Origin of the sequence: Prevotella sp. E9-3, assembly GCF_022024015.1 — a bacterium.
Taxonomy (GTDB): domain Bacteria; phylum Bacteroidota; class Bacteroidia; order Bacteroidales; family Bacteroidaceae; genus Prevotella.
On sequence record NZ_CP091786.1, the window covers coordinates 1,508,132 to 1,526,246 of the forward strand.

The following is an 18,115-nucleotide window of genomic DNA, read 5'->3' on the forward strand; positions in this document are numbered from 1 at the left end:
CAAAAAATGTTTGTTTTGGTGTGGTTTAATCATAATAATTTTATACTTTTGCAGAAATTTGTGATAAAAACGACTATAAAAACGATATGGCGAAGAAAAAAAAGAATAATATAGAAACCAAACTAACTCTGGCAGAAACTTTAGGTATCTCAAATATATTTCACAACGAGAAGTTGTTTTTCTTTCTGGGCATGTTGATTTTTGCCTTGGCATTCTATTTTGTGCTCTCGTTTATCTCGTTCTTTACAACGGGGCAGGCAGATCAAAGCATGATTGAAAATCTTCGCGAAGGTGAAATGGCCAATGAGGCTCATAAGTTTGCCAATTATTGCGGATCTGTTGGTGCCTATACAGGTTATTTCTTTATTAAGAAATGTTTCGGTATTCCTGCATTCTTTATTCCCTTTTTTCTTTTTCTCGTGTCGTTGAACATGATGAAAGCCTATCGTGTGAATCTTCTGAAATGGTTCTTTGGAATATCTTTGCTGATGATTTGGCTGTCTGTGATGATGGCTAGATTCTTCTCGCCTTTCTTTGCCGATAGCCATTTCAATCCAGGCGGAGATCATGGTCTTGCCATATGCCAAATCATTGAAGGTTATGTCGGTACACCAGGACTGACGGCTATTCTCGCACTCATTGCCTTGGCCTTTTTAGTCTATGTGAGTGCCGAGACTATTATGATTATTCGCAAGGTTCTTAATCCTACCAAATTTCTCGATCGTATCAAATTCAAAGTGGTGGATACTTCTCAGGAAACAGTTGTTCCTGAAGATAGTTATGAGCGTCAATTGAACACCCTCGAAGATCCATCAGTCTTTGATGACCCTGAAGCCGAAGTTGTGGAATTTAAGCATGAACCTCAAGCTACGCCTGTTAATGTTGCTACTGATGATATTGATGATGCCCCCATAACGATTAATCGTCATAAAAGTGAGGCTGTCGATGATGTGGATATGGCCATCGAGGTAGCAGGCAATGAAGATGCTGCTAAAGGCAATGAGTTGGTTCAAGTGGATGATAAAGAGTTGGAGCCTTATGACCCCAAGCGTGATTTGGAAAATTATCATTATCCCACACTTGACTTACTGAAGACTTACGAGTCAGACGGTAAGCCTTATATCGATATGGAGGAGCAGACAGCCAATAAGAACAGAATCGTTGAAGTGCTCCGCAATTTTGGTATCGAAATATCAAGTATCAAGGCTACTGTAGGTCCTACTATTACCCTTTATGAGATTACGCCAGCACAGGGCGTTCGTATTTCAAAGATTCGTAATCTTGAGGATGATATAGCTCTGAGTCTCAAGGCTTTAGGAATCCGTATTATCGCTCCTATTCCAGGTAAGGGAACCATTGGTATCGAAGTTCCGAATGCCAAGCCCAATGTGGTTTCGATGGAGTCTGTTCTCAACTCAAAGAAGTTCCAGGAAACTACGATGGATTTGCCTTGTGCTATGGGTAAGACCATTACCAACGAAGTGTTTATGTTCGATTTGGCCAAAGCGCCTCACTTGTTGGTGGCAGGTGCTACCGGTCAAGGTAAGTCAGTTGGCTTGAATGCAATTCTTACATCTCTTCTCTATAAGAAGCATCCTGCTGAAATGAAGATTGTGCTGGTCGATCCTAAGATGGTTGAGTTCAGTGTATATCGCAATATCGATAAACACTTCCTGGCATCTTTGCCCGACGAGTTTGATAATCCTATCATTACCGATACGTCAAAAGTGGTTCGCACACTTCAGAGTCTTTGTGTTGAGATGGATGCCCGCTATGAACTGCTGATGGCTGCCGGAGTGAGAAATATCAAGGAATACAACAGCAAGTTCGTCGCCCGCCAGCTCAATCCCGAGAAGGGGCACAAGTTCATGCCTTACATTGTGGTGGTGATTGATGAGTATGGTGATTTGATTATGACGGCAGGCAAAGAGATAGAGTTGCCTATAGCCCGTATCGCTCAGAAAGCTCGTGCTGTGGGTATTCACATGATTATTGCTACCCAGCGTCCTACCACGAATATTATTACAGGTACCATCAAGGCTAACTTCCCTGCCCGTATAGCTTTCAAAGTGAGTCAGGGTATTGACTCCAAGACAATTCTCGACCGCATGGGCGCTCAGCAACTTATTGGTCGTGGCGATATGCTATACTTGTTGGGCAACGATCCTATTCGTGTGCAGTGTGCCTTTGTTGACACGCCAGAGGTTGTTGATATCAATAAGTTTATTGCCGATCAGCAAGGCTATCTGTCACCATTTGAACTTCCTGAACCTGTGATGGAAGGTGGTGGCGATGACTTTGGAGGCGGTGCTTCAGAAGTTGATTTGACTCATCTTGACCCCATGTTTGAGGATGCTGCTCGTCTTATTGTTCAGAGCGGAAGCGGATCAACGAGTCTTATTCAGCGTAAGTTCTCCATTGGTTACAACCGCGCAGGTCGTTTGATGGACCTTATGGAGAAAGCCGGTGTAGTAGGTGCTGCTCATGGTTCGAAACCACGTGAAGTGCTCATTCAGGACGAAATGAGCCTTGAGCAATTGCTTAGCACCCTGAGAAGATAATAGGGGTATAATATCTCTTACTGGATTGTAGTTAATCAATAATAATTGCCATTACAGGATAAATACTATATTTTATTGTTATGAAAAAGATTCTGATATTATTTTCGATACTCATGAGCTGTCTTACCATTGCACAGGCTCAGAATGCTAAAGACGTGCTTGATAAGTGTGCAGCCGTAGTCAGCAACAAAGATGGCGTGAAGGCTTCGTTTCGAATGGAAAGTGCCCGTTATGGAACGTCCAGCGGAACAATTGCTATTAAGGGACGTAAGTTCTGTGTCACTACCGATATAGCCAGTATATGGTTTGACGGAAAGACTCAATGGACCTATTTGAAAAAGAACGATGAGGTGAGTGTTACGACTCCAACCGAAGTCCAGTTGCAAACTCTCAATCCCTATAATTTTATTACTATGTATAAGAAGGGATTCAAGCATACGATGACCACTAATGCGTCCAGTTATAATGTTCATCTTACTGCAGACAACAGTTCTAAGAAGATGTCTGAGATGTTTATCACTATCGATAAGAAGTCATTTACTCCTACTGAAGTGAAAGTGCTGCAAGGCAACAAATGGACTACCTTTAAAATAAGTAATCTTCAGAAATCGAAATTGGACGATGCCATGTTCCGTTTCAGTTCAAAGGATTTCCCCTCTGCTGAGGTTATTGATTTACGATAAAGGAAAACAGCCGTGACCGCTCTATCTTTTTTGAAATTATATAGTGTCCTTAGCCGTAACAACCGGTTAGGCTTTATGCGCTCTCCTTCTTTCGAGCAAAGTCTTATTGCCAAAGTCCTCATGTTTTTTGGCGGATGCTTCTTTGTATTCTATCTGGTGTTCTATGGCATCATGTTAGGGTCAATAGCCGCTTCAGATACCTTCCATACATTTCTTCTGGCTCTGATGCCCATCATGGTGGTGATAGATTTTGGCATTCGCTTTCTTGTTCAGCAAACTCCCGCTATGCTGATGAAGCCATATATGCTGTTGCCGTTGCCTCGTCGTAGTGTGGTCGATACTTTCCTCATCACATCCCAGCTCAGCATATATAATTTTCTTTGGCTCGCTCTTTTCTTGCCCTATATCATTATTGTATTGGCAGGAGGGTGTGAGTTCTGGGTTGCGTTCCAAGTTCTTCTGGCTTGCCAGCTGATCATCATCACCAATAGTCAGTTCTACCTGCTTGTACGCATGCTCACAGGGCGGAATCTCTTGTGGTGGGTATTGCCAGTTCTGGTATATGGCATTTATTTCCTTCCTCTTGCTATCGACACGAAAGGCGATCTCTTTGCCGATATGCTTGAAAGTTTGGGCGATTTTGGAGAGACACTCTGGTTGTTGCCTGCGGTATTTGTTCTACATGGTATTGTTTATTGGGTGAATCGTTCCTTACAATATGCTTTTGTGTATGAAGAGATACAAGGAGCTGAGACAAAGGCAGTAGCTTTGAAAAGCGTGTCTCGTATGACATTCCTTGAGCGTTTCGGACAGACAGGCGAGTATTTGAAGCTTGAGTTGAAATCCATATTCCGCAACAAAGCTATTCGTTCGCGGGTTATCTCCAGCATGACATTCATCATTATACTTTCTGTCCTTATCGCTTATACCGATATATACGATGGACGTATGATGTTAAATTTCTGGTGCTTCTACTGTTTTGCCCTCTATGGTGCTATGACCTTGGTTAAGGTGATGTGTCCTGAAGGCAATTATATGGACCTTCTGATGGTTCATCGTGAGAATATCCTTACCCTGATGCGTGCCAAGTACTATTTTCATGTAGCTGTGCTTGTAGTTCCTTTGGTGATTATGATGCCTGCTGTTATAGAGGGCAAGTTCTCATGGCTGATGATGCTGGCCTATTTCTTTATTAGTAGCGGATTGCTTTATTTCCTCATGTTCCAGTTGGCTGTCTATAACAAGCAGACGCTTCCGCTTGACCAGAAACTTACCGGAAAGGGAAATGTGGAGAGTGGCCTTCAGTTGATTATTGAATCGGCAGCTTTTCTGCTCCCTGTCGTATTGGTATCTATATTACTTGTCTTTTTTGAGGAATCAACGGCTTATATTGTTCTTGCTGTCATTGGTTTGGGCTTCACCTTAACTCATCCATTGTGGCTGCGAAATGTGTATAGCCGTATGATGAAACGAAAATATGAGAATCTGGAGGGATTCCATTCCTCTCGATAAAAGAAAATAGCGTCAAGAACATCTTGGCGCTATTTTTCTGTTTATATTCTTTTTCTTGAGTGCTACAGATTCGGCTTTTCCGAATCAACCATACTCGTATCGTTAAAGCTTAATCTTTTTCGAAGCCGCTTTACTCTCATTCTGAATACGGTTCAAGGAAGTTACCACGTAAGTATATTTGGTCTTTCCGTTCTCGTAAGGCAGTTTACAGAAAGTATTCGGAGTAATGGCAACTATCTTTGACGCATCGTTGATGTTTACTTTCTCTCCTTTGTTGAAACGGTAAACTACATACTTCGTGGCCTCATCGTTCCATGCCTTGCTCTTTGGAGCAGTCCAAAACAGAATATATCCGTCTTCAGTCCAAATAGGCTTTAGCTTGCGTGCCTTTCCTGGTGCCTTTTTGTCTATGAATGCCATCTCTGGCTGTAGGGCAGGTGTGCGCCAATAGTTACGGCGCAACTGAGTGGCATAGTCACCAGGGTTATCGACGGCGGCTTTGGCATACCACAGCACTATGCCGTCAACATTTTTCATCTGCTGGTGCAGTTTAAATTTAGCGGCCTGTTGATGGCGGTTTGGATTCTTCGGATCTGCATTTTTTACAGTTCGTTCAATATCCTCACCGATAAATAGCGGACGACCGGCGGCATAATGGTCCCACCAGTGAATGAGTGTGTCGTAGTCGGCAGCTTTATTACCTATTTCCCAATATATTTGAGGTACACAATAATCCAGCCATCCGTTGTTCACCCAAAGCAAAACGTCGGCATACAGGTCATCGTAGTTTTGAAGTCCGTTGGTGTTACTGCCTATGCTGGGAGCACTCTTCTTGTTGCGATAGATACCAAAAGGCGAAATACCGACCTTCACCCAAGGCTTCAGCTGGTGAACGGTTTCATAGAGTTGCTTGATGAACATGCTCACATTATAACGGCGCCAGTCGCCACGGTCCTTGATACCATTGTTGTAGCGTTGGTATTGAGCGTCGTCAGGAATAGTCTGTCCTGCGGCAGGATAAGGGTAGAAATAGTCGTCCATGTGAAGACCGTCGATGTCGTAGCGTGTAACGATGTCGCTCACAACTTTACAGATATAGTCGCGGTTCTCAGGAATACCAGGATTCAGAATCTTCAGTCCGTCGTAGTCAAAACAGCGTGAAGGCTGAGCAACTGCAACGTGATTCATGGCCAGTTCATGAGTGAACTTTGTCTTAGCCCGATAGGGATTAATCCATGCATGAAGTTCCATCCCGCGTCGATGGCATTGGTCAATCATCCATTGAAGTGGATCCCAATAGGGTGATGGAGCCTTGCCCTGCTGTCCTGTAAGAAAACGGCTCCAAGGTTCCAGTTTGCTGGGATAAAGAGCGTCACATTCAGCACGAACTTGAAAGATGATGGCATTTACGCCGTCTTTCTTTAACTCATCAAGTTGATAGCTTAGCGTCTGCTGCATTTTCTCTGTGCCAAGTCCCTGGAACTGCCCGTTTACGCATTGAATCCAAGCACCGCGGAATTCACGTTTCTTTTGTGCATCGGCCGACACGAATGCGAGGCATGCCAGCAATAGTATTAGTATTTTTTTCATAGTTATTTGTTTAAACATAGTGTCACTCTTGTTTTCTTTATTTTATTGCTATTCCTTACAGGTATTTGCGAATAGTTTCTGTCCAGTCTTCTCCATTCTCAGGACAATAGGTACGCATGCCCACCTGACTTGCTGCTGCTACATTACGGGGACCATCGTCTATGAAAAGGCACGAGTACGGGGCTTTCCTTTCACTCATAAGTACTTTGCGGAAGAATGTCTCATCAGGCTTCATCAGTTTCATTTGATAGCTCAGATAACAGGCGTCAAAGAACTCTGAGATGGCTTTTCCCTGTGGATGAGGCTCATTAGCAGCTTGAGGTCCCAGTGAGAATGCAGGGCTCATAGCCCAAGACATCATATAAGGATTAGTGTTTGAGAGTAGTACTATGCGATAGCCTTCACTACGCAATTGGCGCAGTATGTCAAGATTGCGTTGAGGAAGATCCTCTGCATATCCCAGCCAACCATAGCGACACTCTTCGAATGTAAGCTCTCGTCCTACCATTTTACTCAATTCCATACGGAAAGTCTCAGCGCTGATGCGTCCTTCTTCCAGTTCGCCAAAGATACCTTCCTGACAGTAAGGGTCCAGCATTTGAGCTGCGTTTTTTAATCCCAAGGATTCAAAGCGGCGAACGGCTTCAGGTTGATTGAGCGTGATGATGACACCACCCAAATCGAAAATTATAGTGTCTGTTTTTTCCATAAGTCAAGTTTGTTCTTTCTGGCTTCTTCCAGCGATAGAAGCTGCTGTTGCTCCTCGGCATATTCTTGTCGCATGTGGGCGTAGGTGGCATCCAGTTCTTTGGCCATTTGCTCCTTCTCATTCATCAGCCTTGCAGCAGTATAGGCGTTAAGGGAGGCGTCCTTCATCCATACCACAGGCCCTTCATAGACAGGGGCTATCTTTAGCGCCACGTGTAGTTCGCTTGTGGTAGCACCGCCTATCATGATAGGAATCTGAAGGCCGGCCTTACGGAGTTCTTTTGCCACATTAACCATTTCTTCCAGGCTGGGCGTGATAAGACCAGACAGTCCGATTATATCAACCTTTTCTTCAATGGCCTTTTTTACAATCTGTTCGGCCGGAACCATTACACCAAGGTCAACCACGTCATAATTGTTGCAGGCCATTACTACTGCAACGATATTTTTGCCTATGTCGTGCACATCACCCTTAACAGTGGCCAGTAGCACTTTTCCTGCTTTTGTAGCGCCCTCCTGTTTCTGTGCCTCAATATATGGTTGTAGAATAGCCACCGCCTGTTTCATGGTTCGGGCAGTCTTCACCACCTGTGGTAGAAACATTTGTCCCGCACCAAACCGTTTGCCCACTTCGTTCATGCCGTCCATCAGCGGTCCTTCGATGATGTCCACAGCCCTTCCATATTTTGTTATAGCTTCTTCCAAATCAGTTTGAAGGGTGTCGCCTATACCTTTGATAAGTGCCTGCTGCAGTCGCTCTTCCACTGGGATGGAAAGTCTGTTTTGTAGGTCATCGTTGGCATTCTCAGTTGGATTGGCTGTTGCCGATTCCTTTTCCTTGTTTTGTTCTTCCAGAATGGCAACGCTCAGTTCTGTAAGCCGTTCGGCTGCGTCAGTTCTACGGTATAGAATGGCGTCTTCTATGATTTCAAGTTGATGCTGTGGAATGTCTGCATACTGGACCTTTGTGGCAGGATTGACAATACCGAAGTCCATGCCAGCTTGAATTGCATGATAGAGAAATACGGCATGCATGGCCTCACGGATATAGTTGTTACCGCGGAACGAGAACGATAGATTGCTTACACCACCGCTTACGTGTGCACCTTTCAGGTTTTGTCTGATCCAGTTTGTTGCACGTATAAATTCCAATGCGTAGGCATCGTGTTCCTCCATACCTGTTGCAATGGCCAGTATGTTGGGGTCGAAAATGATGTTTTGCGGTTGCATGCCCACCTCCTGAGTCAGTATGCGGTAGGCTCGTGAGGCTATCTCTATACGGCGTTCGTAGGTAGTGGCCTGTCCCTGTTCGTCGAAACACATCACTACAACGGCGGCACCGTATCGCATCACGTCGCGGGCATGACTTTTGAACACTTCTTCACCTTCTTTCAGCGAGATACTGTTCACAATACATTTTCCCTGTACGCATTTCAGTCCGGCAGTAATCACGTTCCAGTCGCTGGAGTCAATCATTACAGGTACGCGGGCTATGTCGGGTTCCGAGGCGATGAGGTTCAGGAAAGTAACCATTTCCTCTTTAGCTTCCAGCAGTCCGTCGTCCATATTGATGTCGATGACCAGTGCTCCGTCACTCACTTGCTTTCGGGCAATGCTCACAGCCTCATCATAGTTTTTCTCTTTGATGAGGCGTAGAAACTTGCGCGATCCAGCCACGTTGCAGCGCTCACCCACATTGACAAAGGGAATGGATGGCGTCAGTTCCAAAAGGTCAAGACCGCTTAGCCACAAATTCTCGGGACGGGCAACAGGCACGTGGCGTTTCTTGGCATCCTTTGCCAGAGGTACGTATTGCGCTATGAAATCGGGCGTTGTACCGCAGCATCCGCCAACGATGTTTACCAACTCTTCGTCTATGAATTCACCAATCTGGGGTGCCATCGTTTCGGGCGTCTCATCATAGAGTCCCATAGAATTGGGCAGTCCGGCGTTGGGATAAGCACTTATATAGTATGGTGCGCGACGGGCCAGTTCCTTGAGGAATGGTTTCATCTGTCGTGCTCCAAACGAACAGTTCAGTCCGATAGAGAAAATAGGGTAGGAGTCTATCGATGCAAGGAACGCGTCGAGTGTTTGTCCGCTGAGGGTGCGCCCAGCCAGGTCGCTCACGGTGACGCTGAGCATGATGGGCAGTTCTTTTCCCTTTCGCTTCATTGAGCTAAGTGCAGCGTCAATGGCCACTTTCGCATTCAGCGAGTCAAAAATGGTCTCTATGAGAATAGCGTCAACACCGCCTTCTATAAGCCCGTTTATCTGTTCGGTATAGGCTTCAAACAACTGGTCGTAGGTCAGTTCTCGGGCAGCAGGGTTGCTTACGTCGGGCGACATCGAACAAGTCTTGTTCGTCGGACCAACCGATCCTGCTACGAATCTGGGCTTCTCTTCTGTTGAGAATCGTAGAGCCGCCTCATGGGCCAGTCGGGCTCCTTCAAGGTTTATCTTGTAAGCATATTCCTCCAGCAGGTAGTCACTCTGTGATATGCGTTGTGCATTAAAGGTGTTGGTAGTAATGATGTCTGCACCAGCCTTGAGGTATCGTTCATGAATATCGGTGATAATGTCAGGGCGTGAAAGGCAGAGCATGTCATTGTTGCCCTTCATCATGACGGGTGCATTACTGCCATTACGATATTTTAGGGGAATCGAGCCTTGAAAGTCGGCTTCAGTAAGTCCGTATTGCTGAATCACGGTACCCATAGCACCATCGAGAATCAGAATACGCTCTTTGATTATTTCTTTTAGTGTTGGCATCATATTAATGGGTATATGGCTGAATAGCGTCACTTATAAATTTTCATTGCGCGATCCATTTCGCGACGGTCTTCTTTCTCCTTCAGGGTCTGTCGCTTGTCGTAGGCTTTCTTACCTTTACAAAGTGCGAGGTCCATCTTGGCGCGTCCGTTCTCGTCAATGAATACCAGTGTGGGCACTATTGTATATCCTGTTTGTTTGGTTGCGCTGGCCAGTCGGTTTATTTCCCTGCGTGTGAGAAGCAGTTTGCGGTCGCGCTTCATCTCGTGGTTGTTGTACGAGCCATAAAAATAAGGGCTGATACTCATTCCTTTCACCCACAGTTCATTGTTGATGATGGTGCAATACGTGTCAACCAGGCTGGCTTTGCCGGCGCGAATAGATTTTATCTCTGTGCCTGTGAGAACGATGCCCGCTGTAAACTCTTCTATGAAGAAATATTCAAACGAGGCCTTTTTGTTCTTTATCTGTACGGGGCTCTTTTTGCGGAGCTGTTCCTGTTCCTTATTCATTTATCCTTTTAGTCCTTTATTTATTGGACTTGTGCAAAATTTGAAATGTGTTCGTCTATGTATCGTGCTATCTGTTCGGTCCAGTCCTCTTCACATTCCACGAACTTGTCGTCGAAATCGTCGAATTCCGGATATTTCTCAAACATGGCCATAAACTCTTCGTCTGTGCAGTCCTTCTCAATCTCTGAACCGTATTTGTTGTACAGCGTATGGGCGTCATACAGCATTTTGGAAAGTTCGCGCATGCCCCATAGTTTGTTCAGGGCCTTAGCGAATGGATTCTTGAAGATGAAGGGACCGTAGCCGTTGTGAATCAACTGAACAAAACCGCCGTCCATCACTTCTTCGTGCAGGATGTCCCAAGCCAAAAGTGTTATTTGGTCGTTGTTCAACTCAGTCATTGATTCAGCTGTCAACTCGCCGCCTATGGCTTCATGGATAGCGTTTACAAAAATACGGATAAAGGCATCCATGCCTTCAGAGGCAGCCTGGCGAAGTGCGTCATCGCTCACGAAAACATCTTTCATTACTCTATACAATATTATATATGTTTGCAAAAGTACTACATTTTCTCCGTATGGCAAAAAGTTTAGAACTTTTTTTAGCGTAGAGTGTAGAGTGGAGGGTCGGAAGTGTATAGTGTAGAGTGTAGGGTGTAGAGTTTGCTACCGCTCCGCAGGACCATCAACTATGAATTATCAACTATGAATTATCAACTATGAATTATCAATTATCAATTGTCAATTACGAACCTTGTAATTTGTCCTGCGGAGCGGTAGCAAACTCTACACCCTACACTCTACACTATACACTTCCGACCCTCCACTCTACACTTTTTGTAACAAAAGTGTTGGAAAATTTTGTTATTTCGTAACAATTTGATAATTTTGCGGTCTGAAACTTGAAAAAATCAAAGCCCCTCGACCTGTTTTCGTGTAAAACTGGTGTGGACTCATAAGACGACGGCTCTCGTGTTCAGGGCTGGCAGGGCCAAAGGGGAAATTATTAATTCAAAACAAAAAACAATTATGGCAGAAATGAATTTCGGTGGCGTTGTAGAAACTGTTGTCACCAGCAAGGAGTTCTCACTTGAGAAAGCACGTGAAGTATTGAAGAATGAGACCATCGCCGTTATCGGTTATGGCATTCAGGGCCCCGGACAGGCTTGTAACCTGCGCGACAATGGCTTTAACGTGATTGTGGGACAGCGCGAGGGAAAAACTTTCGATAAGGCTGTAGCCGACGGATGGGTACCTGGCAAAACACTTTTCTCTATTGAAGAGGCTGCTCAGAAGGGTACAATCCTTTGTATGCTCCTCTCAGATGCTGGTCAGATTCAGGTATGGCCCACTATCAAGCAATATCTTACTCCGGGCAAAACCCTTTACTACTCTCACGGCTTTGCCATCAACTGGAGTGATCGCACTGGCGTTGTTCCTCCAAAGGATGTCGATGTGATCATGGTAGCTCCCAAAGGCTCAGGCACCTCTCTTCGCACCATGTTCTGCGAGGGTCGCGGTCTGAACTGCTCGTATGCCGTTTATCAGGATGCTTCGGGCAAGGCAGAAGAAAAGACCATCGCATTTGGTATCGGTATCGGTGCCGGCTATCTGTTCAAGACAACCTTCCAGCGTGAGGCTACCAGCGACCTTACTGGTGAGCGTGGTTCGCTGATGGGTGCCATCCAGGGTCTGTTGCTGGCTCAGTATGAAGTGCTGCGCGAGCATGGACACTCTCCTTCAGAAGCATTCAACGAGACCGTTGAGGAACTCACTCAGAGCCTTGGCCCGTTGTTTGGTGAAAAGGGTATGGACTGGATGTATGCCAACTGTTCGACAACCGCTCAGCGTGGTGCTCTCGACTGGGCTCCCCGTTTCCACGATGCCATCAAGCCTGTGATGGAATGGCTGTACTATTCTGTGCTTACAGGCAATGAGGCTCAGATATCTATAGATTCTAACTCTAAACCCGACTACCGTGCCGGATTGGAGAAGGAGCTCGAGGCTATGCGTAATCAGGAAATGTGGCGTGCAGGTGCCGTTGTGCGTCAGTTGCGCCCTGAGAATAGTCAGGACTAATCACCTACTATAATTCTAAGTGAAGACTTTGCTTCCTCACCTACATCCATGTAGCGGAAGTAAAGTCTTCACTTTTTTCTGCTTACAAATCTGACTAAAAAACAGCCTGTTCTTGCATATCTATACGTTTCTATTTTCGAAAATCAAGACAAATAAAAATCGCAAACTAGAACGGCGGAGGTGCGAAAAATCATCTGAATTGAAATAAATATTCCGCTATATCGCAACTACATTCATCCTATACTGCAACTGTTTAACTCCTATACCACAGTTTAAGTTCTATTGTATCATAACAGAAATTCAGTTGTAGTATAGGATGAATGTGGTTACGGTATAATAGAAGTTCTATTGCGACCTATATTTAGTAGTTATTTTCAGAAAAATAATGCATTTTTAAGTATAAAAATTGTAATTGTTTAGTTTTCAATGGGTTGCGAAAAATTCGCAACGTACTCATAATTCGCGTGTAGAAGTCCAAAGATGGAGTTAATGATTTCCGTGCGATTCTCGCGCGCTTTAGTGTTATAAATATGCACTCCAAAAGAGCATAAATATGCATTTTTGGCCCCGTTTGATTCATTGTGATTTTGCTCCACATGGCTTTATACAGGTAGCCAAGGTTTGATGAATTTGCCTTACGAAGATACAAAATTAGCTTTTTGGGGGTTGTTGTAAAAGAACTCGCCGTTAAAGATACAAAAAGTTGTGAGAAATGCAAAAAGAAACTACTTTTTTCTACATTCCCGAGACACTGTATCTTTGCCGACCTTGTGTTTGAGACATCAAACGTTCTCCTGACATCGTGAGTGAGGATTAGCAGTTTCCGAGAATGGGAAAGAGGACCTTCCTTGTCGTCCATGTCTATCTGTCATGATAAAACATAATCAGACATGTTACAGGGGCTGGTGAGTGGCATTATCGATGTCTGATGGAAGACGACTGAGGTCGGTGAAAATAAGTATATAGAAACGATTCCACCTCAGGATATAAAAATAGTAAGTCGTATTAAAGGTGGCGTCTCAATAAATATTTATCCGAATAGTGCCCTGAGAGCTTCTTCGACTTTGCGTACAGGATGGAGTTCGATGGAGAATTTCTTGCGGTCGAAACCTTGTAGATTATAACGGGGTACAATGATGTGGTTGAAACCTAATTTCTGGGCTTCGGCAACTCGTTGCTCGATTCTGTTTACAGGACGCACTTCGCCACTCAATCCTACCTCGCCACACATGCACCAACCAGGTTCGATCGGGGTGTCAACATTGCTGGACAATATTGCGGCAATTACTGAAAGGTCCATAGCCATATCCGTGACTCGCAAGCCGCCGGCAATGTTCAGGAAAACATCTTTCTGCATCAGCTTGAAACCTACTCTTTTTTCGAGTACAGCAAGGAGCATGTTCAGTCGGCGCTGATCGAAACCTGTGGCTGAACGCTGGGGAGTGCCATAGGCTGCAGATGATACCAATGCTTGTGTCTCCAATAAGAAAGGACGCACACCTTCAATGGCACTCGAGATGGCTATGCCGGAGAGTGTTTCCTCGCGTTCGGTAAGCAATAATTCGGAAGGATTACTAACTTGACGTAATCCTGATTGTTGCATTTCATAAATACCTAATTCCGAGGTACTTCCAAATCTATTCTTAATGCTTCGCAATAATCTGTATAAGTGATGCTGGTCGCCCTCGAACTGGATGACGGTATCTACGATATGTTCTAAGATTTTGGGACCTGCCAAGGTGCCTTCTTTCGTGATGTGGCCAATAAGGATGACAGGCACACCACTGGTCTTGGCAAACCGCAAAAGTGAAGAAGCACATTCGCGCACTTGGGCAATGCTTCCTGCCGAAGATTCTACGTCTTCGGTTGCGATAGTTTGTATGGAGTCTATTACCACAAGTTCGGGCTTCTCTTCCTTGATATGTTCGAAAATTTGTTCTAAAGAGTTTTCGCAAAGAATCAGAAAATTGTCCATTACATCCTCAGCACTCTTGCGCTGGGCTGAAAGGATACGTTCGGCTCGCATTTTTAGTTGGTGGGCACTCTCCTCACCACTCACGTAGAGTATGCGCTTTTCGGGAAGGTTGAGCATGGTTTGCAGGGATAGTGTTGATTTGCCGATGCCAGGTTCGCCTCCTAGTAGAACGATACTGCCAGGTACCAATCCTCCACCCAACACACGGTTCAACTCTTCATCGTGCATGTCTATTCGTTTCTCGTCCTGATGTGTTATCTCGTTGAGTCGGAGTGCCCGTCCTACGCGACTAGCATTAATGCTTGCACCGCCAGATGATTTTGAAGAGAACGATACTGAAGGAGTTGCTGCAACTTTGATTTCCTTGAAAGTGTTCCATTGACCACAAGAAGGACATTTGCCTATCCACTTTGCAGACTCCTGTCCGCAGTTGGAGCACACGTATGCTATTTTGTCTTTTGCCATTGCGAAAACCGATTCAAATTTGAGCCACAAAATTACGAATTATTTTCTTTGTTCCAAAACTTTTTAGTACTTTTGCACCTCATGAAACAGATAATAGCATTTCTATTTGCCCTTTCGCTAATATGGGCTTGTGACAATGCAGAGGGCTTGAAATACGTTTCCGATGTGTTGCCCGATGATTCGGCACAGTTGCGTATTGCTGTGATGCCCACCTTGGACTGTCTGCCTATATTTGTGGCAGATGAGAGTGGGTTCTTTGAAGATGAGGGTATTGATGTCAGCATATTTCCCTATAATGCCCAGATGGACTGCGACACGGCCATAGAGCGGGGCAGGGTGAATGCTGTGGTGAGTGATCTGGTAAGGATAGAGAATCTACGTCAGCGCGGATTGGCATTGAAAGATGTTACTTCGACCGACTTGTCCTGGCAGCTGCTTTCTGGGCGTCAGGCTCGTATAAAGCATTTAAAGCAGTTGGACGACAAGATGGTGGCAATGACCCGATTCTCGGCTACTCACTTGCTGAGTGATAAGGTGGTGGATAGCGTGAAGTTGCAGACTGAGCGCGTGTTCCGCATTCAGGTGAACAGTATTCCTGTTCGTATGGGTATGCTGGAGGCAGGTATTATGGATGCCCTGTTTCTTCCCGAGCCATGGGCCTCGGCAGCACGCAACAAACAGGCTGAAGTGCTGATGGATACCCGAACGATGGACTTGAGACTTGGAGTCGTGGCTTTTAAGGAACGTGCGGCAACCAGTCATCAACTGACTGCTTTCTGCAAAGCCTACAATCAAGCTTGTGATTCTATCAATGAACGTGGTCTTCAGTACTATTCAAAGCTGATAGAGAAACGCTGTGGCGTGAATGAGGAAACGGTTGACTCATTGCCTGATTGTCAATTTTCGCATACCGAGGCCCCAAGAGAAACAGATAAGGCAGTGGCCATTGAGTGGCTGAAGGCGAAAGGTAAATTGAACTAATTATTACAAGGTGTGACAAATGTGGCAGAATCCCCATTTTAACGATATATTCAGGTATCTGCGAGAGCGTAATTTCTCAAAAGCCATTAACTTGGCTGTTAACTATTTCCTTACGCATAGTTCGCATGATATGGAGACTTTCATGCACATCCGTCAGGACTACGAGTTGATGGTGGATTATTGGCGGAAAGGTTTTCCCGACTCGCAACGTGAGGCTCTTTATGATCGGCTGTTGCGTAGGCTATATGTTTTTATGGCCAACGAGGCTATCATTGACCGTATCAGGAAATCTTCGCAGTTGTCTGAGTTGAGCGCTGCTTCTGATGATGAGCTGATGAATGATGGATTTCAGCAATTGCGCTCACGGCTGGAAGATGACGTGACCAGTATGGCGATGCTTGAACTGGAGCCAGAACATCTTCGTAAGGTGAAATCTGAGGAGATTTATCGCAAGCATCAGCAGTTCATGTCTCGCGTTTTTAACACACTCTTCACTTCATACTCTTTACGCGATTCTGCCGTTCAGCCGCTGAAGGAACTGCTGCTGTCGCCAACTGTTGACAGTATCGACCAGCAACTCATGGTCAGTGCCCTGACACTTTCGAATATGATGACGTTCTGCATTAACAAATTCCAGTTGTTAGTAGATGTCAGTCAGATGTCAACCGTGGAAAACGTTCGTCAGCGGGCATTAGTGGGATGGGTGCTCAGTACCGATTCTTCGTTTGCGCAACTCTATCCGGAAATTCGTTCTACCATTGACAGTCTTTGTTTGAATGAACAGACGAGGCGTGAATTGACCGAACTGCAGATGCAGATAGTGTATTGTATGCAGGCTGATGATGATTCTCAGATGATCAAGAACGAGATTATGCCTGAACTGATAAAAGGCAATAACGCTCAGATGAATCGTCTGAATATGATGGATATGGGGGAGAATTCTTTGGAAGACATCCTTCATCCTGACGGCGAAGAGGATAGTGTGGAGCGAATGGAGGCCAGCATGAAGAAAATGGCCGAGATGGGGCGTAAGGGCTCTGATATCTATTTTGCAGGTTTCTCTCAGATGAAGCGCTATCCGTTCTTTTATGATATCTCCAACTGGTTTGTGCCTTTCTATCCGCATCATCCCCTCATTTCAAATATATGGTTTAATACAAAAGGTGGAAAGTTCTTGCAGACTGTGACACAAGGAGGTGCCTTTTGCGACAGCGACCGCTATTCTTTTGTGCTGGCCTTCAGTCAGGTGATGGAGCATATGCCCAAGCAAATGTTCGAAATCGTAGAGAAAGGCGAGGCAACCCCAATGGCATTGGGGGGAGAAGTGCCGCTGGAAGACCAGCAACAACCGGCGTTTATTCGTCGTTTCTATTTGCAGAACCTATATCGTTTCTTCCGTCTCTTTCCACATCGTAGTGAGTTTGTGAATCCTTTCGAACAGCAACGTGCCATATTCATGAACTCCCCATTGTTCCTTCTGCCCTCCATGAGCGAATGCATTACACGTGTGGCATCGTTCCTTGTGAAGCGTGGCATGGGTAAACAGGCACTGGAACTATTAGAAAAGCAGCCTGCCAATGGTTATACACTGGCGTATCATCTGTTGATTGGCCAACTGTGGCAAGGCCAGGCATTGACCGCCGGCACATTGAGCGATGCAGAGCGTAAGGAGGCACAGATGAAGGCTATCAGCCACTATCATGATGCCTTGCTGTTGGATGCCAATCACCAGCGAGCTTTGATAGGTTATGCCCGTGCATTGTTCAATAACCAACAGTATGATGAGGCACTTGACATATTCAGAAAATTATATGCATCGGGCAATTCCGGCGTAGGCGTAGAACTGAATATCTCGGTTTGCCTCATTCAGCTGAACCGTGTTGACGAAGCATTGAAGATTCTGTATCGACTGAACTATAACGACCCAGACAACGACAACGTGAACAGGGTGTTGGCATGGGCACAGACCTTGGCAGGATCATACGAGCAGGCAGAGAAATTCTATGGGCGACTAACAAGTGTTGAATGTCCACACGCTGACGATTTGCTGAATTACGGCTATTGCCTGTGGTTTCAGCAGCAGGTTGAGAAAGCCATTGGCTATTTTCAGCAGTATATGAAACACGAACATACAGACTTGGAGAAAGAATTTCTTCATACTGAGTATGATATTCTGAAAGAAAAAGGTATTACCGATATCGATATCCAACTCATGCTCGAGGCCGTTCGTCAATAGATGTAATTAAATAGATTCTCAATCATTATTAATAATAAACAA

General features: G+C 45.1%; 12 protein-coding genes. 6 read left to right on the top strand and 6 right to left on the bottom strand.

What is annotated here, in order from left to right:
- Positions 1-86 precede the first annotated feature (86 nt).
- From L6475_RS05440 to L6475_RS05450, 3 genes are all read left to right on the top strand, one after another.
- A complete protein-coding gene (locus tag L6475_RS05440) occupies positions 87-2,561 on the top strand; it encodes a DNA translocase FtsK (RefSeq protein WP_237823331.1) in 2,475 nt (824 codons plus the stop codon).
- Between the two features lie 80 nt (positions 2,562-2,641).
- Positions 2,642-3,244, top strand: a complete 603-nt coding sequence (locus L6475_RS05445; RefSeq protein ID WP_237823334.1) for a LolA-like putative outer membrane lipoprotein chaperone — start codon at positions 2,642-2,644, stop codon at positions 3,242-3,244.
- A gap of 75 nt (positions 3,245-3,319) precedes the next feature.
- The gene (locus L6475_RS05450) at positions 3,320-4,756 is read left to right on the top strand and encodes a DUF5687 family protein (RefSeq protein ID WP_237823337.1); all 1,437 of its coding nucleotides are present in this window, start codon (positions 3,320-3,322) and stop codon (positions 4,754-4,756) included.
- Between the two features lie 102 nt (positions 4,757-4,858).
- Here the strand turns inward: L6475_RS05450 and L6475_RS05455 are convergent, their stop codons facing one another.
- The 5 genes from L6475_RS05455 to L6475_RS05475 are packed head-to-tail and all read right to left on the bottom strand — an operon-like array spanning position 4,859 to position 10,865.
- Positions 4,859-6,346 (bottom strand): glycoside hydrolase family 10 protein, encoded by a 1,488-nt coding sequence (locus tag L6475_RS05455; RefSeq protein ID WP_237823340.1) that lies wholly within the window; start codon positions 6,344-6,346, stop codon positions 4,859-4,861.
- 55 nt (positions 6,347-6,401) lie between these two features.
- Positions 6,402-7,055 (bottom strand): HAD family phosphatase, encoded by a 654-nt coding sequence (locus L6475_RS05460; RefSeq protein WP_237823343.1) that lies wholly within the window; start codon positions 7,053-7,055, stop codon positions 6,402-6,404.
- Positions 7,034-9,826, bottom strand: a complete 2,793-nt coding sequence (metH, locus tag L6475_RS05465; RefSeq protein WP_237824036.1) for a methionine synthase — start codon at positions 9,824-9,826, stop codon at positions 7,034-7,036. Before metH ends, L6475_RS05460 begins: the two co-directional genes overlap by 22 nt.
- Before the next feature lie 29 nt (positions 9,827-9,855).
- On the bottom strand, positions 9,856-10,338 hold the full coding sequence (gene smpB / locus L6475_RS05470) for an SsrA-binding protein SmpB (protein ID WP_237823346.1): 483 nt from the start codon (positions 10,336-10,338) through the stop codon (positions 9,856-9,858).
- 20 nt (positions 10,339-10,358) lie between these two features.
- Complete coding sequence (locus tag L6475_RS05475) at positions 10,359-10,865, bottom strand: DMP19 family protein (protein ID WP_237823349.1); 507 nt, start codon at positions 10,863-10,865, stop codon at positions 10,359-10,361.
- Between the two features lie 501 nt (positions 10,866-11,366).
- Here L6475_RS05475 and ilvC point away from each other — a divergent pair.
- Positions 11,367-12,416, top strand: coding sequence for a ketol-acid reductoisomerase (gene ilvC, locus L6475_RS05480; RefSeq protein WP_237823352.1), 1,050 nt, complete (start codon positions 11,367-11,369; stop codon positions 12,414-12,416).
- 1,030 nt (positions 12,417-13,446) lie between these two features.
- Here the strand turns inward: ilvC and radA are convergent.
- Entirely contained in the window at positions 13,447-14,856 is a 1,410-nt protein-coding gene (gene radA, locus L6475_RS05485; RefSeq protein WP_237823355.1) for a DNA repair protein RadA, read from the bottom strand.
- Positions 14,857-14,937: 81 nt separating this feature from the next.
- Between radA and L6475_RS05490 the strand changes: the two genes are divergently transcribed.
- The gene (locus tag L6475_RS05490) at positions 14,938-15,837 is read left to right on the top strand and encodes an ABC transporter substrate-binding protein (protein WP_237823357.1); all 900 of its coding nucleotides are present in this window, start codon (positions 14,938-14,940) and stop codon (positions 15,835-15,837) included.
- A gap of 19 nt (positions 15,838-15,856) precedes the next feature.
- Positions 15,857-18,073 carry a tetratricopeptide repeat protein gene (locus tag L6475_RS05495; protein ID WP_237823359.1) on the top strand — a complete coding sequence of 739 codons (2,217 nt, stop codon included), beginning with the start codon at positions 15,857-15,859 and terminating at the stop codon, positions 18,071-18,073.
- The last annotated feature ends 42 nt before the right edge of the window (positions 18,074-18,115 follow it).